At 73.1% G+C, this 25,600-nt stretch carries 16 protein-coding genes and 1 pseudogene; 4 read left to right on the top strand and 13 right to left on the bottom strand.

What is annotated here, in order from left to right:
• Positions 1 to 110: 110 nt before the first annotated feature.
• Positions 111 to 2,336 carry a TonB-dependent receptor gene (locus IPL61_33015; GenBank protein MBK9036018.1) on the bottom strand — a complete coding sequence of 742 codons (2,226 nt, stop codon included), beginning with the start codon at positions 2,334 to 2,336 and terminating at the stop codon, positions 111 to 113.
• A 651-nt stretch (positions 2,337 to 2,987) separates the two neighbouring features.
• Between IPL61_33015 and IPL61_33010 the strand changes: the two genes are divergently transcribed.
• Entirely contained in the window at positions 2,988 to 4,715 is a 1,728-nt protein-coding gene (locus IPL61_33010; protein MBK9036017.1) for an IgGFc-binding protein, read from the top strand.
• 321 nt (positions 4,716 to 5,036) lie between these two features.
• On the opposite strand, the gene IPL61_33005 is transcribed toward IPL61_33010, so the two are convergent.
• Together IPL61_33005 and IPL61_33000 are read right to left on the bottom strand one after the other, a co-directional pair.
• Positions 5,037 to 5,597 carry a hypothetical protein gene (locus IPL61_33005; protein MBK9036016.1) on the bottom strand — a complete coding sequence of 187 codons (561 nt, stop codon included), beginning with the start codon at positions 5,595 to 5,597 and terminating at the stop codon, positions 5,037 to 5,039.
• On the bottom strand, positions 5,594 to 5,923 hold the full coding sequence (locus IPL61_33000) for a hypothetical protein (GenBank protein MBK9036015.1): 330 nt from the start codon (positions 5,921 to 5,923) through the stop codon (positions 5,594 to 5,596). The genes IPL61_33005 and IPL61_33000 overlap by 4 nt, the downstream gene beginning before the upstream one ends.
• Before the next feature lie 181 nt (positions 5,924 to 6,104).
• Here IPL61_33000 and IPL61_32995 point away from each other — a divergent pair, with 181 nt between their 5' ends.
• Positions 6,105 to 7,670 (top strand): L,D-transpeptidase, encoded by a 1,566-nt coding sequence (locus tag IPL61_32995; protein ID MBK9036014.1) that lies wholly within the window; start codon positions 6,105 to 6,107, stop codon positions 7,668 to 7,670.
• A 209-nt stretch (positions 7,671 to 7,879) separates the two neighbouring features.
• On the opposite strand, the gene IPL61_32990 is transcribed toward IPL61_32995, so the two are convergent.
• The 4 genes from IPL61_32990 to IPL61_32975 form a co-directional block, all read right to left on the bottom strand.
• Complete coding sequence (locus IPL61_32990; GenBank protein ID MBK9036013.1) at positions 7,880 to 8,872, bottom strand: Ig-like domain-containing protein; 993 nt, start codon at positions 8,870 to 8,872, stop codon at positions 7,880 to 7,882.
• Positions 8,873 to 9,013: 141 nt separating this feature from the next.
• Positions 9,014 to 10,279 carry a carboxypeptidase regulatory-like domain-containing protein gene (locus tag IPL61_32985; protein MBK9036012.1) on the bottom strand — a complete coding sequence of 422 codons (1,266 nt, stop codon included), beginning with the start codon at positions 10,277 to 10,279 and terminating at the stop codon, positions 9,014 to 9,016.
• Positions 10,280 to 10,459: 180 nt separating this feature from the next.
• On the bottom strand, positions 10,460 to 11,047 hold the full coding sequence (locus tag IPL61_32980) for a Uma2 family endonuclease (GenBank protein MBK9036011.1): 588 nt from the start codon (positions 11,045 to 11,047) through the stop codon (positions 10,460 to 10,462).
• A 260-nt stretch (positions 11,048 to 11,307) separates the two neighbouring features.
• Positions 11,308 to 11,619, bottom strand: a complete 312-nt coding sequence (locus IPL61_32975) for a serine hydrolase (protein MBK9036010.1) — start codon at positions 11,617 to 11,619, stop codon at positions 11,308 to 11,310.
• Between the two features lie 457 nt (positions 11,620 to 12,076).
• Here IPL61_32975 and IPL61_32970 point away from each other — a divergent pair, with 457 nt between their 5' ends.
• Both IPL61_32970 and IPL61_32965 read left to right on the top strand, forming a co-directional pair.
• Positions 12,077 to 13,369 (top strand): hypothetical protein, encoded by a 1,293-nt coding sequence (locus tag IPL61_32970; protein ID MBK9036009.1) that lies wholly within the window; start codon positions 12,077 to 12,079, stop codon positions 13,367 to 13,369.
• A 48-nt stretch (positions 13,370 to 13,417) separates the two neighbouring features.
• Positions 13,418 to 13,732 carry a hypothetical protein gene (locus IPL61_32965; protein MBK9036008.1) on the top strand — a complete coding sequence of 105 codons (315 nt, stop codon included), beginning with the start codon at positions 13,418 to 13,420 and terminating at the stop codon, positions 13,730 to 13,732.
• A gap of 143 nt (positions 13,733 to 13,875) precedes the next feature.
• Here IPL61_32965 and IPL61_32960 read toward each other — a convergent pair whose 3' ends face one another.
• From IPL61_32960 to gltB, 6 genes and pseudogenes are all read right to left on the bottom strand, one after another.
• Positions 13,876 to 15,600, bottom strand: a complete 1,725-nt coding sequence (locus tag IPL61_32960) for a hypothetical protein (GenBank protein MBK9036007.1) — start codon at positions 15,598 to 15,600, stop codon at positions 13,876 to 13,878.
• A 23-nt stretch (positions 15,601 to 15,623) separates the two neighbouring features.
• Complete coding sequence (locus IPL61_32955; GenBank protein MBK9036006.1) at positions 15,624 to 15,929, bottom strand: hypothetical protein; 306 nt, start codon at positions 15,927 to 15,929, stop codon at positions 15,624 to 15,626.
• A 51-nt stretch (positions 15,930 to 15,980) separates the two neighbouring features.
• Positions 15,981 to 17,024 (bottom strand): hypothetical protein, encoded by a 1,044-nt coding sequence (locus tag IPL61_32950; protein MBK9036005.1) that lies wholly within the window; start codon positions 17,022 to 17,024, stop codon positions 15,981 to 15,983.
• Positions 17,025 to 17,094: 70 nt separating this feature from the next.
• Positions 17,095 to 19,272 carry a DUF4157 domain-containing protein gene (locus IPL61_32945; protein MBK9036004.1) on the bottom strand — a complete coding sequence of 726 codons (2,178 nt, stop codon included), beginning with the start codon at positions 19,270 to 19,272 and terminating at the stop codon, positions 17,095 to 17,097.
• Between the two features lie 282 nt (positions 19,273 to 19,554).
• Positions 19,555 to 21,029: pseudogene (locus IPL61_32940) on the bottom strand (glutamate synthase subunit beta).
• Positions 21,029 to 25,579: a glutamate synthase large subunit gene (gene gltB, locus IPL61_32935; protein MBK9036003.1), complete on the bottom strand. Its 4,551-nt coding sequence runs from the start codon at positions 25,577 to 25,579 to the stop codon at positions 21,029 to 21,031. The pseudogene IPL61_32940 and the gene gltB overlap by 1 nt, the downstream one beginning before the upstream one ends.
• Positions 25,580 to 25,600 lie beyond the last annotated feature (21 nt).

The following is a 25,600-nucleotide window of genomic DNA, read 5'->3' as shown; positions in this document are numbered from 1 at the left end:
GGCGCCCTGGCGCGGCCGGATCGGGCGCTCGCCGCAGCGCGCGCCGGAGCCGGAGCCGGAGCCGGAGCCGGAGCCGGACATCCGAAACGGGAACCCCGGTCCGCTGGCGCTCAGAAGCTGCCGCGCACGCCCAGCGCCGGCAGGAACGGCAGCTCGGTGATCGGCTCGCGCTTGCTGAAGTCGAAGTTGTAGCTGTAGCCGAGGACCCGGGCGTGGGCGTAGACGTTGGTCACGTCGAGGTAGGCCGACAGCTCGAAGCTGTCCCACTTCCACTTGCGATCGATGCGCACGTCGGCCGCGTGGTAGTCCTCGATCCGGGCCGAGTTGACCGGGCCGTAGCGGGCGATGTAGGCGTTGGCGTCGGCGAGGTAGACCGAGCCGATGACCGGGGTCTCGGGCTGGCCGGTGGCGTACTGCCAGCGCGCGCCGATCTCCCACTTGCCGAGCTTCCAGCTGCCGACCGCGATCAGGTTGTGGGTCTGGTCGAAGTCGAACAGCCGGCGGTCGGCGCCGGCCATGTCGACGCGGTCAGAGCGCGAGTAGGTGTAGGCGATCCAGCCGAAGAACTTCTTCATCTGGGCCTTGAGCAGGTACTCGATCCCGTACGAGCGGCCGGTGCCGGTGTTGACGTACGACTGCGCCGGCATCGTGCGCGCCAGCAGCGGGTCGACCGTCAGCAGGTCGAAGCGGTCGGTGTAGAACAGCGAGGTCGAGGCGGTCAGCTCCGGCGACAGCTTGACGTCGACGCCGCCGACGACCTGCCAGGCCCGCTCGGGCTCGACGTAGTCGGGCACGCTCTCGGCGAACTCGAAGTTGCGGGTGTAGAGGCCGCCGGCGGCGCGCACGGTGATCTGCTTGTCGAGCTCGCGGTTGAGCTGCAGGCGCGGGCTGACCGTGGTCGCGCTCAGGTGGTCGTAGTAGTCGAGGCGCAGGCCGCCGCTGATCGTCGTCTTGCGATCGGGCCGCAGGTCGACCGCGGCGTAGGCGCCGGCGACGCTGTTGCTGAACTCGAGGTGCTGCTCGACCAGCGGCAAGGTCGAGAAGTTCGACGGCGGCGGCTGACCCTCCGGCGGCTGCTGCGGGAACTTGACGTCGATCTCGCGCGGGTCGACCCGGATCTCACCGCCGGCGCGCACCTTGAGCGAGCGCTTCGGCGCCCAGCTCAGGTCGTCGCGGACCTCGGCGTTGTAGCGCTTGGCCTTGATGTAGCGGTCGTCGCCGATCTCGATGCGGAAGCCGCTGGTGCCGACCGCGCCGACCAGACGGTTGGTCCACGGGCCGGACGACTTGCTCCACTGGCCGATCACCTTGCTGAAGCTGGTCTCGTTGTCGAAGCCGCCCGCGAACTCGGGCTCGTTGGGGTCGAAGTCCTTGGAGATCAGCGACAGCAGGTCGAAGCTGGTCATCGCCAGCACGCTGACGCGGTCGCCCTCGCCCCGGCGCCAGTCGACCCGGAGCTGGCCGTCGTAGTACTGGGGCGCGGTCGTGAAGTTGATGCTGTCGCCGACCACCGCCGGCAGGATGAAGTCGATCAGCGACCGCCGGGCCGCGACCGTCAGGGTCACGCCGCGCTTCTTCGACAGCGGGGTCTGGACGAACCCGGCCAGGTTGATGAACGACAGCTCGGCGAAGCCGGTGGTGTTCGGCGCCGCCTCGGCCCGGGTCACGACGTTGATGATGCCGCCGGTCGAGCGGCCCTCCTCGGGGCCGAACCCGCCGGGCAGGAACTCGATGTTGGCGATGAACTCCGAGGGCAGCACGCTCTGCAGCCCGAAGAAGTGATAGAGGACCGGGATCTCGATGCCGTCGATCGTGATGCGCGAGTCCTCGGGGGCGGCGCCGCGGATCACGACCAGGCCCGGGCCCGAGCCGCCGCCGACGGCGTTGCCGACGCCGGGCAGGCTGCGGACCGCGGTCAGGGCGTCGCCGCGGGCGCCGGGGATGCGGGTGATCTGCGCGCGCGGGATGTCCTGCTTGCCCGGGGGCGGCGGCACCGGCGCGGTGTCCTCGAGCTCGACGGTCTCGAGCGCGGCGCCGGGCCGGTACAGGAGCACGATGTAGTCGCTGATGCCGCCGTCGGGGACGATCGTGTCCTCGGTGGTCGGGTCGAAGCCCGGCGCGGCCGCCGCGATCGTGACCGGCCCCGGCGGCACGTCGAGCGTGAAGCCGCCGACCCGGTCGACCTTGACCTCGGCGCCGTTGATCGTCAGCGTCACGTTGGCGACCGGCTTGAGCGTGGAGCCGTCGAGCACGTTGCCGGTGACGACGTCGGCGAGCGCGAGGCCGGGGGCGAGGAGGGCGGCGGCCAGGATCAGCGCAGAGGTACGGCGGTGCATCGGCCGGGGTAGTGTGGCGGACCGAGCCGCGTCGTCAAGGATCCCGGGGGCCTCGACCCACCAGCCGCGACCGCCGGCACCCGCCGCTCGATCCCAGGGCCCGATCCGCGCTGCTGGCGCCGTCACCGGGCTGCCCCGCGGCAAGACGTGCCTGCCGCGGGCGAGGTCCTACGGGATCGCCCTGGTTGCCAGATCGAGGGCGACGACGCTGACGATGCCGCCGACCACCAATGGCTTCGAAGAGTTTCGCCGGCGTCCACGAAATCGGGGGAGGCTCACTCCTGGCACCGGCCCGGTCACGGTGGCACGTGCTGGTCGATGACCGCACCGCCGGTGTCGGCCAGGCACGCGACCGCGGCGGTGACGGTCGCGGTGTCGATGCCGACGTCGGCGCCGACCAGGGACGCGCACAGGTTGATGGCGCCGATCGCCTGGCCGTGCGCCCGCGCGTAGGCCGCGCACGCCGGGCCGCCACCGGCCGCCAGCTCGCGCGCCAGGACCGCGACGAGGCCCCATGCGCCGCGGGAACGTGGATCCTCCGACTCGGAGGGGGGTTGTGGCCCGCGCGGTGGCCTGGTTCAATGTCGACGGGAGGTGCTCATGGCTCGGCGCACCGTGCTTCACGCTGTCTGGGTCTATGCCTTCGCGATCGTGGTGTCCGCATGCGGGCCGTCGAGCCCGGCCGACGACGACGACGACACGCCGTGCGCCGCGGGCGAGCGTCGCTGCGACGGCACCAACCTCCAGACCTGCAGCGATGGCAACTTCACCACGGTGGAGACGTGCCCAGCCGCCTGCGACCCCACCCTCGGCTGCACGGTGTGCGTGCCCAACACCGGGACCTGCACCGGCGACGTGTCCCACGCCTGCCGCGCGGATGGCACCGGCTTCATCGACGTGTACTGCGACCCGCTGCAGGGGATGGCGTGCGGCGCCAGCGGCGTGTGCGAGGGCGCGTGCTCGCCGCAGGCGCTGGGTGCCAGCTACGTCGGCTGCGACTACTGGCCGACGGTCACTGGCAACATGGTGTCGTCGTTCTACGAGTTCGCGGTGGCGGTCTCGAACACGACCCCCGCCGCCGCCCAGGTCACCATCGACGGCGGCGCGCTGGGGGCGCCGATCACGTTCGCGGTGCCGCCGATGGGGACGGTCGTGCGGAAGCTGCCGTGGGTGCCAGCGCTCAAGCTGTGCAACAACATCGACGTCGACCTGTGTCGGGCGCCGACCCTGGGCGCGCGGCAGACCGACGGCGCGTACCACCTGCGCTCGAACGCGCCTGTCACCGTGTACCAGTTCAACCCGCTCGACTACTCGCTGCCGGGCGCGCCGACCAACTCGTACTCCAACGACGCCTCGCTCCTGCTCCCCAGCAACGCCTGGCGCGATCGCTACCTGGTCGCGAGCTACCCGGTGCTCACCGACGGCCAGGTGTGGTGGCCGAGCCTGCTCGCCGTGGTCGCCTACCAGGACGGGACCGAGGTCACGATCACCACCAAGTCCGCGACGCCGGCCCAGGGTGGCGCGCCGGCGTTCGTCGCCGACGTCCCGCAGTCGATCATCCTCGATTCCGGCGACGTGCTGGAGCTGGCCGCGATCGACGGTGCCGGCGACCTCACCGGCTCGAGCGTGACCTCGACCAAGCCGGTCGAGGTGTTCGGCGGTCACTACTGCGCGTACGTGCCGGGGTTGCCGTTCGGCTACTGCGATCATCTCGAGGAGTCGATGTTCCCGATCGACGCCCTGTCGACCCGCTACGTCGTGGTCGCGCCCGCGGTCGTGACCATCCCCCAGGGCAAGGAGCAGATGGTCCGCATCGTCGCCACCGAGCCCAACACCACGCTCACCTACGATCCGCCGGTGGCCGGCGCCCCGACGACGATCGCGCGCGGCGGCGACTTCGTCGAGATCGCGCGCAACCCGGCGAGCTTCGCGATCACCGCTTCGGCGAAGGTGCTCGTGGCGCAGTACATGGAGGGATCGACCGTGGCGGGCGGCACCGGCGATCCGTCGATGTCGCTGGCCGTGCCGGTCGAGCAGTACCGCTCCGAGTACCTGTTCCACGCACCGACCAACTACGAGACCAACTATATCGACATCATCAGCGAGAGCGGCAGCAGCGTTACGCTCGACGGTGCGCCGGTCACGAGCTTCGTGCCGATCGGGACCAGCGGCTTCTCGGTCGCGCGCGTCACCCCTCTCGGCAACGGGCCGCTCGCCGACGGCAACCACGCCATCAGCGGGAGCGCCCCGTTCGGGATCTCGGTCTACGGCTACGGCCAGGACACCAGCTACTGGTATCCGGGCGGGCTCGATCTCGACGTGATCCCCATCGGCCGCGCCGCGCCTCCAAGCGCCGTGACGCCGCCGTTCGCGCGGTGACGGCGCGCCTCGGCGGCGGTCGGATCGCGGCGGTCGGATCCTCGCCGCCGAGGCTGCCGCCGCCGCCCGCGCCGCCCGCGCCGCCCGCGCCGCCCGCGCCGGCGACCACCCCTGCGCCGCAGCGCCCGCCGCGGCACAGGCGGTCCATGGGGCCGACGCCGCGGTGCCGGGCTCGGTCGAGCTCGGGCTCGGCGCGCCCCGCGCGCGTCGACCGCCGTCGAGCGTCCGGCCCCCGGCGCGGTCCGGCGCTCGGACGCCCGTCCGGTCCCCGGCCACGCAGCTACCGAGCCGCCATGAAGCGGCCAGCTGGAGGTGCTCCGCTCAAGTCGCGAGCGCCTGGGCCCGTTGCCACTCGCCGTCGAGGCCGAGCTCGCCGATCCAGCGCGCGAGGTACGGGCGGTCGAGCTGCGGGCCGCGCGTGGTCAGGATGCCGGCGACATCTGCGAGCTGTCGGTCGGACGCGCCCGCGCGCGCCCACATCAGCTTGCCGATGATGACGTCCTCCGCGGTCGCCAGGGGCGCCGGGACGCCGGCGACCGTGCCGACGACCCGACGCTCCAGCTCTTCGATCGCGTGGGCGGTCGCCTTGCGGATCACCAAGTCGAGCTTCCAGCCGTTGGCCATGTCGATGATGTTGAACATGCCGCGGCGACGCAGGGCATCGCGGGCCGTGTCCGCGTCGACGTAGAAGCGGTCGAGGTCGATGGCCGCCAGCAACGCGGTGAGCTGCGCCGGCGTCGGATCGATCACAACGTCGATGTCCTGCGTCGTCCTGGGGAGCCCGTGGGCCGAGCTGGCAAACGAGCCGACCACCATGTGCGGGATGCCGAGCTGATCCAGCAGCCCTGTCGCCCACGCCAGGGTCGTCGCCGGCGTGGTCATGGCGCCGGGGCCGGCAGGTTCGGCCAGACCTTGGCGTAGAGCTCCGGGCCATGCAGGAGCCGGAACAGGGCGCGGATCGCGGTCGCCTCGTCGTAGTCGGGGTGCCGGGCGCTGATCCCGTCGAGGGTCGTGCGCCGGGCGGCCGCGGACATCTCGAGGGCGAGGGCGAGCCGCTGATCCACGGTCATGCGCCGGTAGATCGCGAGCTGGACCGTATGTGCCTCGGCCGTGGTGTCGGGGGAGCGCACGTGCGGTGAGGATACCATCTGCTCGATCCACGGCGCGACGTCGCGCGTGCGATACGACTGCAGCACCAGCGCGGTCACCGCCGGAATCTACCGCACCGCGGCGACCGGCCGCCCGTGAGGTGCCGAGCGCCCCGCCCGGGCGCCTTGACGGCCTCGGCCGGCCGCACCGCCTTGACGCGCGCCGGCCCGGACGCCGTCGGAATGAGGCGCCCGTCTCGGTTGTTCGAACGAGGCTGGCGACATGTGGGAGACTGATCGAATGACTCGCCTGGGACTGTGCCTGGCGCTGGCGCTCCTGGCATGCGGTCGAGGCGGCCGCGACGCCGGACCCGCCGCGCCCGACCTCGCCCTCGACGCGCAACCGCACGTCGCGCCGGCGCCGCCCCCCACCGAAGCGGCGCCGACCGCGCCACCCCCGGCCGCCCCCGCTGGCCCCCCGGTCGCCGCCGTCGATCCGGGGCCGCCGCCACCGAACGCGGCGACGCTGACGAAGCTCGCCTGGCCGGCGACGACGACATCGTTCGTCCTGCGCCGCGACGTGGCCGCGTACGCGCGACCGGATGTGCAGTCGGAGCCGCTGGGCAAGATCACCGAGGGCACGCGGCTGCCGGTGGGCGAGGCGGTCGACGGCGACAAGCGCTGCAAGGTCTGGCTCGCCGCCGCGCCGCGCGGGTGGCTGTGCGCGCGCGCCGCCAAGCCGAGCCCCAAGCCGCCGCTGGCCGTCGCCCTGCCGATCGTCCCCGACGGGCGGCTCGTCCCGCAGGACTACTACAACGTCAAGAAGGGGGCCGCGCGCTACGCGACCGAAGACGCCGTGCGCGCCGGGACCGCGCTGCCCGAGCCCAAGTCCAAGTCGACGTACATGGTCACGAAGGACGACACGAGCATCGTCGACATCGACGGGGTCGACTACGTCAAGACCAGCGTCGGGCTGGTGGCATCGACCGACCTGACGAAGTTCCGTCCGTCGACGTTCGCGGGCCTCGACGTCGTCGCGACGCCGCCGCCGGCGTGGCCGTTCGCCTGGGTGTACGCGGACGACCGCAAGCCGGTGCCCGCGCGCGCGGCGGCGGACAAGAAGGCCCCGGCGACCGGGACGTTCGAACACCGCGCGATCGTGCCGGTGCTCGAGGAGGTCGGCGGGTTCGTCCGCGTCGCGGACGGGCAGTGGATCGATCGCAAGAGCCTCCGCGTCGCCCGCGTCCGGCCGCGGCCCGCGATCGCCGGCGCCCACGCGAAGTGGATCGACCTCGATCGCGACGAGCAGGTGATGATCGCGTACGAGGGGGACACGCCGGTGTTCGTGACGCTGGTCTCGTCGGGCCGAAACAAGAAGGACACGCCGCCCGCGATCTACCGGATCCGGTCCAAATCGTCGCTCACCAGGATGTCCGCCGAGGAGCGCGAGAGCTCCCACTACGAGGTGTCCGAGGTCCCGTGGGCGACGCGCTTCCGCTCGGGCCTCTACTTCCACGCGGCGTACTGGCACGACCGCTTCGGCCACGTGAACAGCCACGGCTGCGTGAACCTGTCGGCGCAGGACGCGAGGTGGGTCTACGACTGGACCGAGCCCGTCATGCCGGCCGGGTGGAGCGAGGTCGAGATGCCGGTGGACGGATCGATGGTCGTGCGCGTGTACGACGCCAAGACGCCCGATCCGGCGGTCTTCGACTACGAGCAGGAGGCCAAGGAGCGCGTGAAGATCCGGAAGCGCGAGCAGCGCCTCAAGGAGGCGCGGCTGGCCGCCGAGGCTGCCGCCGCCGCCGCGCCGCCCGATGGTACGCCCGCTGGTACGCCCGCGCCGGCGGTCACCCCTGCGCCGTAGCGCCGCGATGAGCTCCTCCCCGCCACGCAGGCGGCGTCGCCCTTCGTCGCTGGAGATGAGTTTCACGACATCGCGCTCGACGGCTTCGACCTGCTCGAACTGCCCGCTCGCGCGATGGCCGCCGGTTGGAGCCTGACGGCGATGGGCGTGGTCCGCCGCGCGACGGCCGCCGTCGAGGCGGGCAAGGGCCGGTCGCGGCGCGCGTGAGCTCAGTCGGCGAGGTACAGGATCTCGAACGAGACCGAGTCCTTGTCGAACACCGCGGTGTCGGTCGAGGCGTTGCCGTTGGTCGCCTGCGCGAACCGCAGGCGGTATTGCGAGCGGCCCCCGCGCACCTGCCAGTTGGCCAGGTCCTCGCGGGCCTGGGAGGTGACGTCGAGGCGCTTGACCTCGCGCGTGGCGTTGGTCGAGAACGGGCCGATCGACGCCAGCGGGAGCGTCGTCGGCGCGACCGCGGCCGAGGCGTAGCTGATGTGGTCGGCGAGCAGCGCGCCCATGCTGTAGGGCAGGCCGGTCGGCGCCAGCTGGCTGGCCGCGATCTCCGCTCGCTCCACCTCGATGCCGGACGGCAGCCGCGCGAGATCGAAGGTGACGAACGACTGGTAGGTCTCGCCGGTGTTGTTGTCACCCATCCACAGCGGGTTGGCGACGGCCAGGAGCACGCCGTTGCGCGCGACCCGGGTGAGGTCGGCGACCACGGCGAAGGCGGTCCGGATCCGCTTCTTGGTCGTGAAGCCGAGCTCGAACGGCGCGGCCAGCGGGTTGCCCGCGCGATCGGTGGCCGCGCTGCCGACGGTCACGGCGTAGCGCATGGCGGTGACGGTGGCCGGGTTGACGCCGACGCCGGTGGCATAGGCGAGCGGCATGGCGGGGACGATCGTCAACACGTCGCCAGTGGCGTTCCAGCTCAGCGAGACCTGGTCCGCGGGCAGCTCGGGGGACGCATACGCCGCGGCCACCGAGGGCGCGTCCATCGGCTCGCTGAAGGTGATCACGATCGACGCGTCGGCGAGGACGCCGACGGCGTCGGCGCCGGGCGTGGCGCTGACCACGGTCGGGGCCTCGGTGTCGGTCGGCGTCGTGGCGGCGTCGGGATCGCCCTCCACGGGCGCCTCGGTCGCGCCGCAGGCGGCGAACAGGCCAAGGGCGGCGAGCGCGGAGCAGATCACCGACAGACTACGAGACGGGGGCACGGGCAGCATCGACATCCTCCAGGTTGGTTCCTCCCTGAAGTGACGATCGCTGGCGGACGGTTCACGACTTTCTGCGGCCTGGGGGAGGACGGCGGCCGATCCGGCCGAGCGGCAGGCCGGCGACGGTGTGGTTGGCATCCTCGAGATAGGTCATCGCGAGGTCGACGCCGGCGAGGTCGCGGCACCGGCAGCTCGCGGGCGCGGCCGGCGCCGATCGCGATGACGGCGTCGTGCTCGGCCCGCGGCCGATCCCAGGTCGGGTCCGCGCCGGCGCGGACGCCGCAGCGCAGCTCGGCGCCCTCGGCGGTCTGAGGGCGCAGGTCCGGGGCTGTGCGCTGCCGGGGCGTCGACCCGCCCGGAAACGTGAGCGCGCGTACGTACCTCCGGCCGCTGGCGAGGCAGCTCGCGGTGTCGGTGGCTTGCCACGGGCGCGCACGTCGGAACATGGCCGGACACGAGCGGTCTCCTACGCGGGATCGTAGACGTCGAGGTCGGCGGACGGCGCCGCGGAAAGACGATGTCGGCGGTGGCGACGCCGCCCGGCGCGACGGTCACCGTCAGGGGTGGCGGTGCGTCGACCTGACCGTTCACGCTAGCCTCGAGTTCATAGGTCCCGCCTCGCAGGCCGGTCAGGCGATAGACGCCGTCGTCACCCGAGCGCGCGAACGCGCCCGGGAAGAACCCGCCCTCGTCCGTGGCCCGCGCCGACACCCACGCGTCGCCGAACGGCGCGCCGGTGGCGGTCCTGGCCGTGCCGGTGATGACGGCGCCCGGCGTCACGGTGAGGATCAGGTCCGCGACGTCGGTGCCGGCCGCGACCTCGACGGGCGGGTACTGCTGCTGCGCGGCGTGCCCGTTGCACCTGACGCGCACCTCGTAGCGCCCCGGCACGAGGGACAGGATCGCGAAGGTCCCGTCGAGCTCGATCGAATCGGTCGCGCGTGCCCGCGATGCCGCATCGGCCAGCATCACGGCGCCGCGCGGACACGGCTCGACCTTGCCCCCGCCGCGATCGATCACCACGGTGCCGCGCACGCGGCTCGCCGGGTGCACGACGATCGCGACGCCGTCCACGCTCTGGCCCAGGCCGAGCAGCACGCTCTCGCCGGCTTCGCCGCGGTAGCCGTCGCCCGACGCGTCCGGCTGGTAGCGGCCGGGGACGAGCCGCGTCATCCGGAAGCGGCCCTGCGCGTCGCTGCGCACGCTCGCTCCCAGCTCGTTGTCGTCGAGCGCGACGGCGACGATCGCCCCGTCGACCGGCCGCGCGTCCCCCGCGGTGACGACCGTGCCCGACAGGCTCGACTCCGGCGTCAGATGGATCTGTGCGCGCGCGGTCGGGGCCGGCACGTCGCTGTCGCCCGGGGCGTATCCGTCCGCGTGCGCGCTCAGGTGGGCCAGACCCGGCGCGCTCCACACGGTAAAGCGTCCCTGCTCGTGCGTGGCGCACCGGCAGGAGGTCCTCGAGCGCGTACGCGCCGGCCGGTGAACTCGTCCTGGATCAGGACGTCGACCACCGACCATGGCGGCGCCAGCTCGAGCCCGGCGAGGATCGCTGCGGCCAGCGAGCCACAGGCCGCGAAGCGGGCCCGCAGGTCCTCAGGGTTCGTCGGCGTCGTCGCCGAGCAGGACGGCGACCTGGAGCTCGATGGCGTCGAACGGCTCGGCCCGGACCCGCTCGTGGGCCTCGGCGACCAGCGCGATGACGTAGCCGTCCGGGTGATGCCGGTGGACCGTGAGCGAACGCTCGACCTGGTCGAGGATCCAGTAGTGCGCGACCCCGGCCTGGTGGTACCGGCGCACCTTCTTGACCGTGTCGGTCGTGCGGTTCGACTCGCTCACGATCTCGCAGATCCAGTCGGGCCGGAGGGTCACGGGCCGCTCGCGAGGCATCGCGGGCACGCGGTCTCGGCGCCAGCCGGCGACGTCAGGGCGATAGCCGCGGCCATCGAGGAGGATGTCGACCTCGGTGGCCAGCCACCAGCCGCCCGGGCCGCCGGGCCCGCCCAGCCTGCGTGCGAACGGTCCACCGAGCGCGATGGTCGTGTACGCTTGAGCCTGACCGTGCTCGAACGTGGGCGCGGCCTTCGGGATCAGCTCGCCGTCGATGAGCTCCATGCGAGCATCTTCCGGCTGCGCCAGCCAGTCGGCCACGGTGGCCGAGCCGGTGGAGGGTACGGTCGACATCGCTCGGGCGATCGTAGCACGGGCCTCGGGCGCCCCCGCGGCGCGATCGACCCGCGCCGCGCCGTCGGGCCGGGGGCAGGCGCGAGCGATCAGCGCCGCCTGACAGGCGGCCAGCACGTCGGCGTGGGCCTCGAGATCTCGGGGCATGAGGCGCATCAACGCGGTTTGGTTGCCCGTTGGGGCGGCGGGGAGTTCGGGGGCATGCCCGCCGGCCTTCTCGGTCCGGTCGAAAGGGTGAGGGCGCGGACGTAGTTCCGCGGTCAGACGCGCGGCGCGGGGCAGCTCGCTGGCCGGCGCGCCGATGTAGAGCCCGTCGAGGCCGAGGGGCCGGCCGGCTCGTCGGCGAGGAACCGGGGCACGGTCCGGCCGTCGGTGCGGCGCCCGTCGGTGCGGCGCAGCACCTCGCCGACCAGGAAGCCGTAGGTCAGCGCCTGGTAGGCGGTCGCGCCGGGCGGCACGGCCGTGGCCGGCGCCGCGGCCAGCGCCTCGACCATGTGGTCCCGGTCGAGCAGGCGGCGGGCGTCGTCGATGAGGTCGCGGACGTTGAACATGCCGGCCTGGTGGCTGAGCACCTGGCGGATGGTGATGGCGCCTTGCCGGCCCCGCGCCCAGCCCGCCCGCAGCTACGGCGCCAGGACGATCTCGCCGGCGGCGCTGACTGCGATCGCGGCCGGGGCGGTCGGCGCGGGGGCGGCCACCCAGGTGACCTCCGTGCCCCGGGCGCCGGGTGGAGACGGGGCCCCGATTGCCCGGGCAAGGTCGAGTTGCAGAAGTCGGCGTCGAGAACCATCAGCGTGACCAGCCGAGTCTCGAACGCGACGCGATCGACGTCGGTCGAGGCCTGCGCGAGAGAAGCGCACCCGGCGATGAACATGGACGCGCGGATGAGCTGCTTGGGCTTGTGCATGAGCCCGGCTTCAGCGGCCACCGTGCGGGGCGAGATCGCGTCAACGCGGCCCGAGTCACGGTCGCGGCCGCTGGCACGGCGCTGGCCGGCCAGGCTCCGGCCAGTGCTGGTACCGTCTCGGCGTGGAGTCCGCCGCGGTGTCTCGGCGCGGGCGCGGGCTACGGGTGCTGCGTCGCCTGGGCCTGCGCTTCGCGCTCCTCTATCCGATCCTCTACGCGCTGCCGTTCCCGTTCGATCTCGTGCCGCCCGCCGAGTTCGCGGTCGAATGGTACGGCGAGCGCCAGGCCCAGGTCGCGAGCTGGTTCGGCCAACTGCTGCTCGGCGTGCACGTGGATCCGGCGTCGCCGGTGACCGGCAGCGGTGATCGCCCGCTCGACTACGTGATCGTGTTCACCGTCGCGGTGCTGGCGCTGCTCGGCGCGGCGGTGTGGACCGCGGTCGAGCGCCGCGACCGCCACGACGCGCGGCTCGCGAGCATCGTGCGCGTGTTCCTGCGCTACGCGATGGCGTTCACGATGCTGAGCTACGGCCTGGCCAAGGTGTACGAGAGCCAGTTCCCGACGCCCAACGACGCGTGGTTGTCGACGCGGTACGGCGACAGCTCGCCGATGCGGCTGCTGTGGACGTTCATGGGGGCGTCGCGGCCGTACAGCATGTTCGCCGGCGGGCTCGAGTGCCTCGCGGGCGTGCTGCTCCTGTGGCGGCGCACCACCACGCTCGGCGCGCTGGTGATGGGCGGCGTGATGCTCAACGTGCTGATGTTGAACCTCTGCTACGACGTGCCGGTCAAGCTGTACGCCGCCCACCTCGTGGTGTTCGCCGGGGTGCTGGCTGGTCCGGATCTCGGACGCCTGGCGTCGGTGCTGATCGCGAACCGCCCGACCACGCCGCGACCGCCGCGCACGCCCTTGCCGCGGCGCTGGATGGAGCGCGCGCGGCTGGCGGTGAAGGCCGTGGTGATCGTCGGCGGCGTCTACGTCGTGCACGGCGAGAACCGGCGCATGAGTGTGCCGCCCGAGCTGCGCCCGTACCACGCGGCGTTCGAGGTCGATGAGTTCCGGCAGGCCGGGACCGCGGTCACCACCGGCGCGCGCTGGGCCGGCTGGTACCCGTCGTGGCCGGGGACGCTGGTGGTCGAGCAGGCCGACGGCGCGCGGCTGCGGTTCGCGATCGCCGCGGACGCCGTCACCAGCACCGTCACGCTCACGCTCACGCCGGTCACGCCCGCCGACGCCGCCGCGACCACGCCGCCGCCCGCGCAGGTGCTCCAGGCGACCTGGACCGACGCCGATCACCTGATCCTGCTCGGCGTGCTCGACGGCGTCGCCACCGAGGTGCACCTGCGCCGGCGCGCGCCGTGGAAGCTCATGACCCGCGGCTACCACTGGGTGAGCCCGGTCCCGTACAACCGCTAAGCGACCGCGGGCTTGCGCAGGCGGGGGGATCGGTGAAGGTGCGACGCGATGTCCGGTCGCACGCGCGAGTGGCCGGCCGAGCGCCGCGCCGTCGAGGAGCGCAAGGCCCGGCTGGATCAGGCGCTCGAGCAGCTGCGCCGACGCGAGGAGAAGGCCCAGCGCCAGGCGGCCGGTGAGCTGCGCGTGGTGGCCACCACCGAGCGCCAGCTCGTGGCGCTGGTCGGCCACCCCAAGGCCTCGCTGTCGGCGCTGTACGTCGCGCTGGCGGTGGTGGTGCTGGCCGCGGTCCTGTGGCCGGTGGCGCTGACCGGCGCCGCGGTCGGCGAGCACCTGGCGGTGCGCCGGCGCAGCCGCGGCGGGTGACGGCGACGGCCCGTCGCACCGAACGCGAGATCCGCTCGACCTGTGGACTTCAGCTCGGCGATGATGCCGGCCGCCGAAAGCGGGGACGAGGACACCTCGAACTCCCGACGATACCGGCCTGCGGGGCGGGCACCTACCCCCGGTCACTTCGCCTGGGGCGCGCACACGTAGTCGACGTCGGCGCCGCACTTCTCGTACTGCGCCACCTCGGTGTCGAAGGTCAGGGTGCCGCCCTTGGCGCACCGGGTCTCGAGCTCATCGAGGATGCTCACGGTGTCGATCACGTCGCCGACCGGCGCGCCGTCGCGCTGCTGCGTGAGCTTGAGGTTGTAGTAGGCGTCGAGGATGTCCTTGTAGCCGCGACGCTTGGCGCTGCCGGTGAGCTGCTCTTGCCCCTTGGCCTTGGCCCGGGCGCCCGGCGGCTTGAACTCCCAGATCTTGCACCCCGTGGCGGTGACGGTGACGCAGTCGGGGCGATAGCGGAGCTCGCACATCGTGCCTTTCCACCTGGCGCAGTACTCTCGGTCCGCCAGCCGGCACGCGTGGACGTCCTCCATGCGCCGGTGCTGCTGCTTGCCGAAGTTGATCCACATCTGGATCTTCGGGTTGCGCGAGCCGCGGGCGATGCCCTTGCTGACCACGTCGTCGATCAGGTTGCGTTCCACGACCACCTGGTCGGCGAACACGTTGAGCTGATCGCGCCATGCGTTGTACGCGTCGCTCGACACCATCCGGCCGTTACGGCGGGCCTGGGCCACGCCGGCGCGGGCGTGGAAGTCGTCGAGCTGGGCGATGGCGGCGGCGACGCGATTGTTCATCTCGACCTTCAGCTCGTCGGCGCGAGCCCCGTAGATCACGTCCTCCTCGTCGATCAGCTCGCCGTCGCCGTCGCGGTTGTCGCAGTAGTCCTCGTGCAGCTCCTTCATCGACTCGCAGTCGTACTGGTACAGTGACTTGGCCTGTGCCCGCCACGCGGCCAGGTCGTCGTCGAGCTGCTGCTTGAGCGCGGCGTACAGCTGGTCTTCGAGCTGCTTGAGCTGGGCGTGATCCTCGCCCTTGGTGGGCTCGGCGCAGGCCTTGGCGGCGGTGGCCCAGTCGGCCTGCCACTGGTCGAGCATCTTCTTCGACGACGCGTACATCGCCTTCACCACCGGCGCCCAGGCCTTGTCGTAGGGGCTCGGGGTCTCGAGCAGGCGGGTGTTGCGCTCGAGCTGGATCATCGACGCGCCGTTGGCCTCCTGGGTCGACACCCACTCGCGCACCAGGGGCTGCTGCTGGGTCGCGAACAGGCGCGCCGCGTCGAACTCGTCGAGCGACTTGTGCGCGAGCGCGGCCTTGCCTTTGCCCAGGACTGCGGTGGTGACGTCCTTGCACTGCTGGCCTACCGCCACCGGCTGCCGGTGCAGGGTCTTCATCGCCTCGAGGTCCTTGAGCCGCGCCGCGTAGCTGCCGAAGTAGTCGCCCCACTTCGACGTCACCCAGCCGGCGCGGGCGTCAGGGCCGTTGTTGGCGCTGACCTCGTCGCGGAGGCTCTGCAGCTTGGCCAGCATGTCGGGGGTGAACACCGACGCGCAGAACGGCGCGCCGCCGAGCGCCTTGATCGCGCCGCGGCCGTGGCGCCGGGCCGGTGCCGCTGCCGGCTTCGGGGTGGTCCCGACCGCGGTCGGGCACGGCGTCTTCTTGTCGACATTGGTGACCTGCGGCCCCAGCTTGCCGACCTCCTTGTCGAGCGCCGCCAACGCCTTGTCGCGCCGGGCCTTCTGGCCGGGCGGCTCGTCGGCGCGCGCCCACGCGCTCCCCAGCCCCACCACGACCATGGCCACGACCCCGACGTTCCGCAGGTGCCCCATGACTGGTCGAGTCGGCATCACGCCCCTTGTGACGCCCCGCCCTACGAAATCTCCGCGGTCCGCCGCGAGACGATCGAGCCACGCAACGCCGCCGGGCGCCCGCCGAGGCGGTCGCCACCAGGCGCGCCGTCGACCACCGAGGTCGCGACCCCACCGACGCCCAGAGCCGGCGGCGGCGCCGCCGCCGCCACATGTTTGTCGGCTTGAGCCCGCACCTGCGCGACGCGCTCGCGCGACCCGACCAGCTCGAGGATCTCGAGCGCCGCGAAGTGCGGCAGCGCGGCGAGCCGCGCGTCGTCGAACGAGCGGCCGTGGCAGCTCGACGAGCGGCACCTCTGGCGGCTCACCGATCACGCTGACGTCGATCCACTCGGGCACGAAGCCCCGCCCGCCCGCAGCTACGGCGCCAGGACGATCTCGCCGGCGGCGCTGATCGCGATCGCGGCCGGGGCGGTCGGCGCGGGGGCGGCCGCGGGCGCCACCTCGGCGCGGGTGCCGGCGGCGAGATCGAGGCGGCTGATGCCGTCGAGCCGCCGGGTCAGGTTGTCCGACATGCCCTCGCGCCGGGTGGTGACGTGCAAGAGCGCGACCCCGGCGCCGCCCGGGACGCCGGCGGCGGCGGCCACACCGCCCTGCAACAGCCCGAGCTCGGTCGATCGGCGGGTCGGGCCGGCGCGGCCGGTGCGCGCGTCGATCGAGACCAACCACTGCGGGTCGCCGAGGCCGCGGCCGACCGGGGGGCCGACGATCACCAGCAGGTGGGTCGCGTCGCCGCTGGCGGCGATCATCGCGGCCGGCTCGTAGCCCCACGGCAGCGCTCGCCCCGGGGGCGGGGGATCGTCGGCCGGCCGCCCGCTGGGTGGATCGGGCTCGCGCGCCGGCGGCGGCGTGAGCGTGGTCGACCACAGCGCGCGCAGGTCAGCGCCGTCGAGGGCCTCGACCACGACGGCGGTCGCCGTGACCGTGGTGACGAACAGCCGCGTCGCGTCCGCGGCCGCGACCGCGCCGGGCGCGGTCAGGTTGGCGTCCGCGGGCCGCTGCACGACGATCGGCGGCCCGCCGCCCAGCGCCACGAACGCCTGCTGGTTGCCCGACCGCAGCGCGATCACGATCCGCTCGGGCGTCACGGCCGCCGCCTCGACGTTCCAGTGCTCGGGCCCCAGCTCGAACGTCGCCCGCACCCGGTCGTCGGCGCTGGAGCGGACCTGGAACTGCGTCGGCGTCGGATGCTCGAGGAACACCACGACGTCGTCGCCGTCGGGGGCGCCCAGGCCGATCCCGGGGAGCGACCGGACCACGCGCCCGGCGTCGCGGTCGTACAGATCGGTCTGGTCGTCGCGCACGATCAGGGTCAGCGGTCCGCTGTCCGCGAGCGCCAGCCGGCGCACGCCAGCGGCGACCTCGAGGTGCTGCAGGTCGAAGACTGGGGGCGTGGTGGTCACGGGCGGGCTCGCCTTTCCGCAGGTGCACGAGGCCGCGAGCAGCGCCGCGCCCAGCCACGGCCGGCCGCGGTCACTTCGGGTGCCCATACTCGGACTTCGGGAACTTCTTGCGGAACTTGTCGTCGAGGCTGTCCTCGAGCTCGTCGGCGAGCTTGCCCCAGCCGACCTGGTCGATCACCCAGCGGGCGTCGGGCTCGGGCGCCAGGTCGAGCACGTACCAGACGTGCCACTCCTCGTCCTTCCAGGTCTTGAAGCCGGCGGTCATGTTCAGGATGAGGTCGCGGCGGGCCTGGCGCGTCAGCGACTGGATGCCGCCCGGGATCTTGGCGGCGTGCTCGTAGTAGGCGTTGGCGTTGTCGTCCTGGTTGTTGCCGAAGATGCCGCCGCCGGTGTCGGGCGTGTAGTTGAGCACGCCCCAGATCAGCCCCACGCAGCCGTCCTCGGTCTCGAGCCGCGAGATGATCGCCTTCTTCAGCGCCTTCTCCTTGGCGCCGCCCAGGTCGGCGCCGACCTCCTCGAGATCGGTCTTCTTCTCCTGGCAGAAGGTGAACAGCGCCTTGCGGAAGTACGGGATGGTCAAGAGCTCGCGCGGCGAGCCGAGCCGCCAGTTCATGCCCGGGTTGTCCTTGTCGGGCGAGCCGTCGAAGGTCGGCATCAGCCGCTCGCCCTCGAACAGCCCGTCCTCGCCGACCAGCTCGTCGACGCTGTCGCGCCCGGCCTTGCCGGCGGTCCACGCCTGCTCGACGTCGCACACGCTGGCGCCCACCGCGCGGATCGCCAGCGCCTTCTCGTCGCCCTCGCCGGCGTGGCCGTCGCCCATGAGCTTGACCTTCTTGCCGTCGACGTTGGCCGACACGCCCTTGGCGTTGTCGTAGTCGTGCAGCGCCAGCGCGACGATGTCGCCGAAGTTGACCACGCCCTTGGCGCCGACCTTGGCGCTCACCACCTGCTGGGCGCCGTCCATCGCACCGAACAACGGCCCGTTGGTCAGCGCGTCCTCGGTGAGGATGTTGTAGCCGCCCATGTTGTTCATCGCCCGCGCGATCTCTTGCGACAGGTAGGCGACGAAGTTGGTGTAGAACAGTGGCACCTTGTCGTTCCAGTAGGCCGGGATCGGGTTGCGCTCGGTGCGCACGTGGCCGCCAGAGAACGAGTCGGTCAGGAAGTGCGAGGCGAAGCCGTCGGTGGCCAGCGCCGAGTCCATGGGCTTGCCGGCCTTGCCGGCCAGCAGCGCCTCGTTGATCGCCATCACGTGGTTGTGGCGGTACGCCGCCACCGCGTTCTTGGGCTTGCCCTTGGGCCACCAGCCGCTCTTCTTGTCGCCGTCGAGATCCTGGCCCTTCTCGGCCGCGGTCTTGCTCTTGTCGCCGTCGTTGGGGTTGAGGAAGTGGACCGCGTTGTTGCTGGCCAGCGCGTAGTAGCGCTTGATCTGCTCGCGCTTGGCCTCCTCGGAGTACTTGAGGCCCTTGACCCCGAGCTTCCACTCGCGCGCGTACTCGATCTCCTCGCGCGACTCCTTGCCGCTGGGCTTGGCGGCGAACGTCCGCATCTGCTGGATCGACTCGAAGTGATCGCCGCCCAGCGCGGTCATCTCGCCGTAGGGCAGCTCGTAGTCGTCGGCCAGCTTGACCTTGTGCGAGCCGGACCCGCCGTTGCCCATGTCGCGGTGCTCGCCGGCGCTGAACCGCTGCACCGCCGGCGCGGCCGCGCTCGGCGCCGGGGCCGCGAGCTGATCGAGCAGCGGCGCCGCCGGCTTGCCGGCGACCACCGCGTCGGCGACCGCGTCGGCGTGCTGCTCGTAGCGATCGCCGGTCTGGCCGATGCCGCCGTACAAGCTGACGCCCGCGCGCTGCTGCACCACGTGGGCCGCCTCGTGGGCGGCGGTGTGCAGGTCGGGCGACGGCGACGCGAACGCGACGTCGTTGCCGGTGGCGTAGGCGCTGGCCCCGATGGCGCCGGCGCTGGTCGCGGCGGCGGCGTCGGTGTGCGCCCGCACGCCGCTGAGGTCGTGGCCGCCGAACGCCTGCTGGATGGTCTCGGCGTGGGGCAGCGCCGTGCCCGGGCCGGCCACGCCGCGCTCGGCCTGACCGCGGACGTCGGCCTCGATCGCGGCGTCGCCGTCGGCGCGCCGCTGCACCGGGGCGTCGGCGCTCCCCAGGTACAGGCGCACGTCGGCGATCGCGCGGCGCTGCACCACCCCGGCGCGGCGGTGCGCAGGGGCCTGCTCGTCGTCGGACTCACCGGTCACGGCGGGCCGCGTCGACGTGGATCGCGGGGCGATGGAGTGTTCGCTCATCAGGGGACCTGCGCTGGTAGTGGCGCCGATGCGGCGCCGTGCCCGTCATACTACGCATGGTTCCGGACCGACCTCCCCCTTGTCGCGCAACCCCTCGGACTCGTTGCCGCGCCGCGGCCCCCCCGGCCGCGGCCACGCCGGGCACCGGCCCTTGCAGGAGAGCTGGTCTGGATGAGACCTCGGACCTCGGAGCCCCCTGCACCTGCGTGGGTTCGGCGACGAACCTTCTGGAGCTCAGCGTCGATCGATCGGCGAGTCCTGGCCCCGGGCCGGCAGCAGCGAGGCGCCGCCGCGCAGGTGGGCGTCGACGGCGCGGGCGGTCTCGCGCCCGAGCGCGATCGCCCAGACGATCAGGCTCGCGCCCTTGTGCGCGTCGCCGCACGCGAACACCCCGGCGGCGGTGGTGCGCTGGTCGGCGTCGACGGCGACGTTGCCGCGGCGGTCGAGCGCGACGCCGAGCTGGGCGGTGAGCGTGGCGGCGTCGGGGCCGGTGAAGCCGAGCGCCAGGAGCAGCCGGTCGCAGCGCAGCTCGACGATCTCGCCGGTCGCGACCAGCTCGCCGGGATGGCGGCCGGCGGTGCCGGGCGCGGCCGTCAGGCGCTCGGCCACCAGCGTGGTCAGGCGGCCGCCGTCGCCGCGCAGCGCGGTCGTGCGCAGCGCGAAGCCGCGCTCGCCGCCCTCTTCTTGCGACGACGAGGTCCGGAACGTCATCGGCCAGGTCGGCCAGGGGTTGTCGTCGGGGCGGTCGGTCGGCGGCGTCGGCAAGAGCTCGATCTGCGCGACCGAGGCCGCGCCCTGGCGCAGCGCGGTGCCGAGGCAGTCGGAGCCGGTGTCGCCGCCGCCCAGGATGATCACGTGCTGGCCGGCGACGTCGAGGCGGCCGTGGGCTGCAGGCCGGCGACCGCGCGGTTGGCGTCCTCGAGGTAGGTCATCGCCAGGTCGACGCCGGCGAGGTCGCGGCCCGGCACCGGCAGCTCGCGGGCGCGGCCGGCGCCGATCGCGATGACCACCGCGTCGTGCTCGGCCCGTAGCCGATCCCAGGTCGGGTCCTCGCCGACCCGGACGCCGCAGCGCAGCTCGACGCCCTCGGCGGTGAGCTGGGCCAGCCGGCGATCGAGCACGCCCTTGTCGAGCTTGAAGTCGGGGATGCCGTAGCGCAGCAACCCGCCGGCGCGGTCGGCGGCCTCGTAGACGATCACCGCGTGGCCCGCGCGCGCGAGCTGCTGCGCGCACGCCAGGCCGGCCGGGCCCGAGCCGACGACCGCGACCCGGCGGCCGGTCTGGTGCCGCGCCGGCGCCAGCTGCGGCACGATCCAGCCGCGGTCCCAGGCCCGCTCGGCCAGCTCCTTCTCGACGTGCTCGATCGTCACCGGCGCGCCGTCGAGGCCGAGCACGCACGCGGCCTCGCACGGCGCCGGGCACAGCCGGCCGGTGAACTCCGGAAAGTTGTTGGTGGCGTCGAGGCGGCGCCACGCCGCCTGCCACTGATCGCGCCACAGCCGATCGTTGAAGTCGGGGATCGGGTTGCCGAGCGGACAGCCCTGCATGCAGAACGGCACGCCGCAGTCCATGCACCGCCCGGCCTGCTGCCGCAGCGTCGCCTCGTCCTGGTGGCCCTCGACCTCGCGCCAGTCGCGCAGGCGCTCGTCGATCGGTCGGCGCGGCGCCACCAGGCGCGTCCACTCGATGAAGCCGGTCGGCTTGCCCATCACGGCGCTCCTGCGGCGGGGGTGGCGGCGGCGGGGGTGGTGCCGGTGCGCGGGCGCTGCGCGGCGCGGCGGGCCTGCAGCACCCGGCGGTACTCGATCGGCATGACCTTGACGAACCGCGGCACCACCAGCTCCCAGTTGTCGAGCAGCTTGCGGCCCAGGGTCGAGCTGGTCAGGCGGACGTGGTCCTCGATCAGGCCGTGGACCAGCCACAGGTCGCTCTCGTCGACCAGCGACTCCAGCTCGACCAGCTCGCGGTTGACCCGGCTGGCGAAGCGCTTGTCCTTGTCGAAGACGTACGCGGTGCCGCCGCTCATGCCGGCGGCGAAGTTGCGCCCGGTCAGCCCCAGGATCACCACCGCGCCGCCGGTCATGTACTCGCAGCCGTGATCGCCGACGCCCTCGACGACCGCCCGCGCGCCGCTGTTGCGGACCGCGAACCGCTCGCCGGCCTGACCGGCGGCGAACAGCTCGCCCGAGGTGGCGCCGTAGAGCGCGGTGTTGCCGATGAGCGCGTTGTCCTCGGCGGCGAACCGGGCGCCGGCCGGCGGCCGCACCGCGAGCCGGCCGCCCGACAGGCCCTTGCCGACGTAGTCGTTGGCGTCGCCCTCGAGCGACAGCTCGACGCCGGCGGTCAGGAACGCGCCGAAGCTCTGCCCGGCCGAGCCGGTCAGGTGGACCTTGAGCGTGCCGTCGGGCAGGCCGTGGGCGCCGTGCCGGCGGGCGATCTCGCCGGCGAGCACGGTGCCGACCGCGCGGTGGGTGTTGTCGATCGCCAGGCGGACCTCGGCGGGCTTGCCGCCGGTGAGCGCGGCGCCGGCGGCCGCGATGATCGCGCGGTCGAGGTGATCGACCGTGGCCCAGGGCTCGGCGGCGACGAACCGGGTCGGGGCGTCGGTGGGCGGGCGGTGGAGCAGCGGCGCGACGTCGATCGCGGCGGCCTTGCCGGCCAGATCGGCGCGCGCGGCCAGGAGCTCCGTGCGCCCGACCAGCTCGTCGAGCGAGCGCGCGCCCAGCCGCGCCAGCCACACGCGCACCTCCTCGGCCAGCATCGTGAACAGCGCGACGACGTGCGCGGGCGAGCCGCGGTAGCGCGCGCGCAGCTCGGGATCCTGGGTCGCGATGCCGACCGAGCAGGTGTTGAGGTGGCACTTGCGCAGCATCACGCAGCCGGTCGCGATCAGCGCCGCGGTCGCGACGCCGTACTCCTCGGCGCCCAGCAGCGTCGCGACGATCACGTCGCGGGCGGTGCGCAGGCCGCCGTCGACCTGCAGCCGCACCCGGCCGCGCAGCCGGTGGTGGACCAGCACCTGGTGGGCCTCGGCCAGGCCCAGCTCCCACGGCACGCCGGCGTGGCGCAGGCTCGACAGCGGCGACGCGCCGGTGCCGCCCTCGTAGCCGGCGATCACGATCGCGCCGGCCCGGGCCTTGGCGACGCCGGCGGCGATCGTCCCGACGCCGACCTCGCTGACCAGCTTGACCGAGACGCGCGCGGTCGGGTTGATCGCGGTCAGGTCGTAGATCAGCTGCGCCAGATCCTCGATCGAGTAGATGTCGTGGTGCGGCGGCGGCGAGATCAGCGTCACGCCTGGCGTCGAGCAGCGGACCTTGGCGATGCGCTCGTCGACCTTGGCGCCGGGCAGCTGCCCGCCCTCGCCGGGCTTGGCGCCCTGGGCGATCTTGATCTGCAGGTCGTCGGCGTTGACCAGGTAGTGGGCGGTGACGCCGAACCGGCCCGACGCGATCTGCTTGACCGCGCTGCGGCGCCAGGCGCCGTCGGCGTCGGGCTCGAACCGGTGCGGCTCCTCGCCGCCCTCGCCCGAGTTCGAGCGGCCGCCGAGCTGGTTCATCGCGATCGCCAGGGTCTCGTGGGCCTCGGCGCTGATCGAGCCGAACGACATCGCGCCGGTGACGAACCGCGTGACGATCGCGCTGACCGGCTCGACCTCGTCGAGCGCGATCGCCCCGGCGGCCGGCGGCACGATCGCGAGCAGGTCGCGCAGGGTCAGGGGCGCGGGCTCGGCGGCGCCGGCGTCGCACAGCGCCAGGTACTCGGCGAACCGGTCCCGGTCGGCGCGCGCGACCGCGTCTTGCAGGGCCGCGATCGCGGCCGGGCTCCAGGCGTGGCGCTCGCCGCGGCGCCGCCACTGGTAGCGGCCGCCGATCGGCAGCTCGTCGACGATCGCCAGCCCGGCCGGGCCGAAGCCGCGCGCGTGGCGGGCCAGCACCTCGGCGCCGAGCGTGGCCAGATCGACGCCGCCGATGCGGCTGGGCGTGCCCGCGAACGCGCGCGCGACCACGTCGGGGCCCAGCCCCAGGGCCTCGAAGATCTGGGCGCCGCGGTAGCTCTGCACCGTCGAGATGCCCATCTTCGACATGATCTTGAGCAGGCCGTCGTCGCACGCGTGCAGGTAGCGCGCGACCGCGGCCGCGGCCGGGCCGGCGACGTCGCCGCGCCCGACCAGATCGACGACCGCGTCGAGCGCCAGGTACGGGTTGACCGCGGCGGCGCCGTAGCCGATCAAGACCGCCAGGTCGTGGACCTCGCGCGCCTCGCCGGTCTCGACCAGGAGGCCGGCCTCCATGCGCGTGCCGGTCGCGACCAGGTGCTGCTGGACCGCGCCCAGCGCCAGGAGCGCCGGCACCGGCGCGCGCTTCGCGTCGACGCCGCGATCCGACAGGATCAGGATGTTGCAGCCGTCCTCGATCGCGGCCGAGGCCTCGGCGCACAGCCGATCGAGCGCGGCCGCGAGCCCGGCCGGGCCGTCGGCGATCGCGAACAGGGTCGAGAGCTGCCGGGTCTCGAACGCGCCCTCGTTGAACGCGGCGATCTGCGCGACCGCGGTGTTGTCGAGGAACGGCCCCGGCAGCCGCACCTGGTGGCAGCTCTCGGGGGTCTCGTCGAAGGTGTTGCCGTCGGGGCCGATGTTGGTCTCGAGCGTCATCACCAGCGCCTCGCGGATCGGATCGATCGGCGGGTTGGTGACCTGCGCGAACAGCTGGTGGAAGTAGTGGGGCAGGGTCGGCGCGTGCTCGGACAAGGCCGCGATCGGCGTGTCGGTGCCCATCGAGCCGACCGGCTCCTTGCCGGTCGTGGCCATCGGCGTGACCAGCAGGCCGACGTCCTCGTCGGTGTAGCCGAACGCGCGCAGCTGCCGGCCCAGCTCGTCGCCGGCGATCGGCGCCGGCGGCGTCGCCGGCTCGAGCTCGTGCATCTCGAACACGTTCTTGTCGAGCCACTTGCGGTACGGGAACCGCCCGGCGACGTCGCGCTTGAGCTCGTCGTCGGCGACGATCCGGCCCTCGTCGGTGTCGACCACGAACATCCGGCCCGGCTGCAGCCGGCCCTTGGCGATGATCCGGTCGGCGGGCACGTCGACGACGCCGGTCTCGGACGCGAGGATCACGCGATCGTCGGTGGTGTGCCACCACCGGGCCGGGCGCAGGCCGTTGCGATCGAGCGTGGCGCCGACGACGAAGCCGTCGGTGAAGACCATCGCCGCCGGCCCGTCCCAGGGCTCGACCAGCGACGCCGCGTAGCGATAGAACGCGGTCCGCTCGGGATCCATCGTCGGATCGCCCTCCCAGGCCTCGGGGATCATCATCATCATCGCGTGCGGCAGCGACCGCCCGCCCAGGTGCAGCAGCTCGAGCAGGTTGTCGAACTGCGCCGAGTCGCTCTTGCCCGGCACGACGATCGGCGCCAGCCGCTCGATGCCGCCGCGGAACTTGGCCGAGCGCAGCTGGCTCTTGCGCGCGTCGAGCCAGCCGACGTTGCCGCGCAGCGTGTTGATCTCGCCGTTGTGGGCGACGAACCGGAACGGCTGGGCCAGATCCCAGGTCGGGAAGGTGTTGGTCGAGAACCGCGAGTGCACGACCGCGATCGCCGAGACCATCTCGGCGGCGTGCAGGTCGGGGTAGAACGCCGCGAGCTGGTGCGGCAAGAGCAGGCCCTTGTAGACGATCGTCTCGGTCGACAGCGACGCGACGTGGAACGTGTTCGATGGGTCGACGCCGCCGTCGCGCACGCGGTTCTCGGCCAGCTTGCGGATGACGTAGAGCGTGCGCTCGTACGCCGACGGCGGCACCCGGGTCAGGCGCACGTACAGCTGCCGGAACACCGGCATGACCTTGCGGGCGGTGACGCCGACCGCGCGCGCGTCGATCGGCACGTCGCGCCAGCCCAGCACCCGCTGGCCCTCCTCGGTGACGGCCTGCTCGAAGATGCGCTCGCACGCGGCCCGGGCGATCGGGTCGGCCGGCAGGAACACCTGGCCGACGCCGTAGCGGCGCCGGCGCGGCATGTCGAAGCCGAGCCGCAGGCCCTCGGACTTGAAGAACCGGTGCGCGAGCTGGAGCGTGATGCCGGCGCCGTCGCCGGTCTCGGGGTCGGCGCCCGAGGCGCCGCGGTGGGCCAGGCGCCCGAGCACCCGCAGGCCGTCGATCACGATGTCGCGCGACTTCTCGCCCTTGACGTGCGCGACGAACCCGACGCCGCACGCGTCGTGTTCGGTGGACGGGACGTACAGGCCGGGCCCGGGCGACGACATGATGCGTCAAGCCTAACGCGT

This window comes from Myxococcales bacterium, from assembly GCA_016717005.1.
Classification (GTDB): Bacteria; Myxococcota_A; Polyangia; order Haliangiales; family Haliangiaceae; genus UBA2376.
This window is presented reverse-complemented; position numbering and strand designations above follow the sequence as displayed.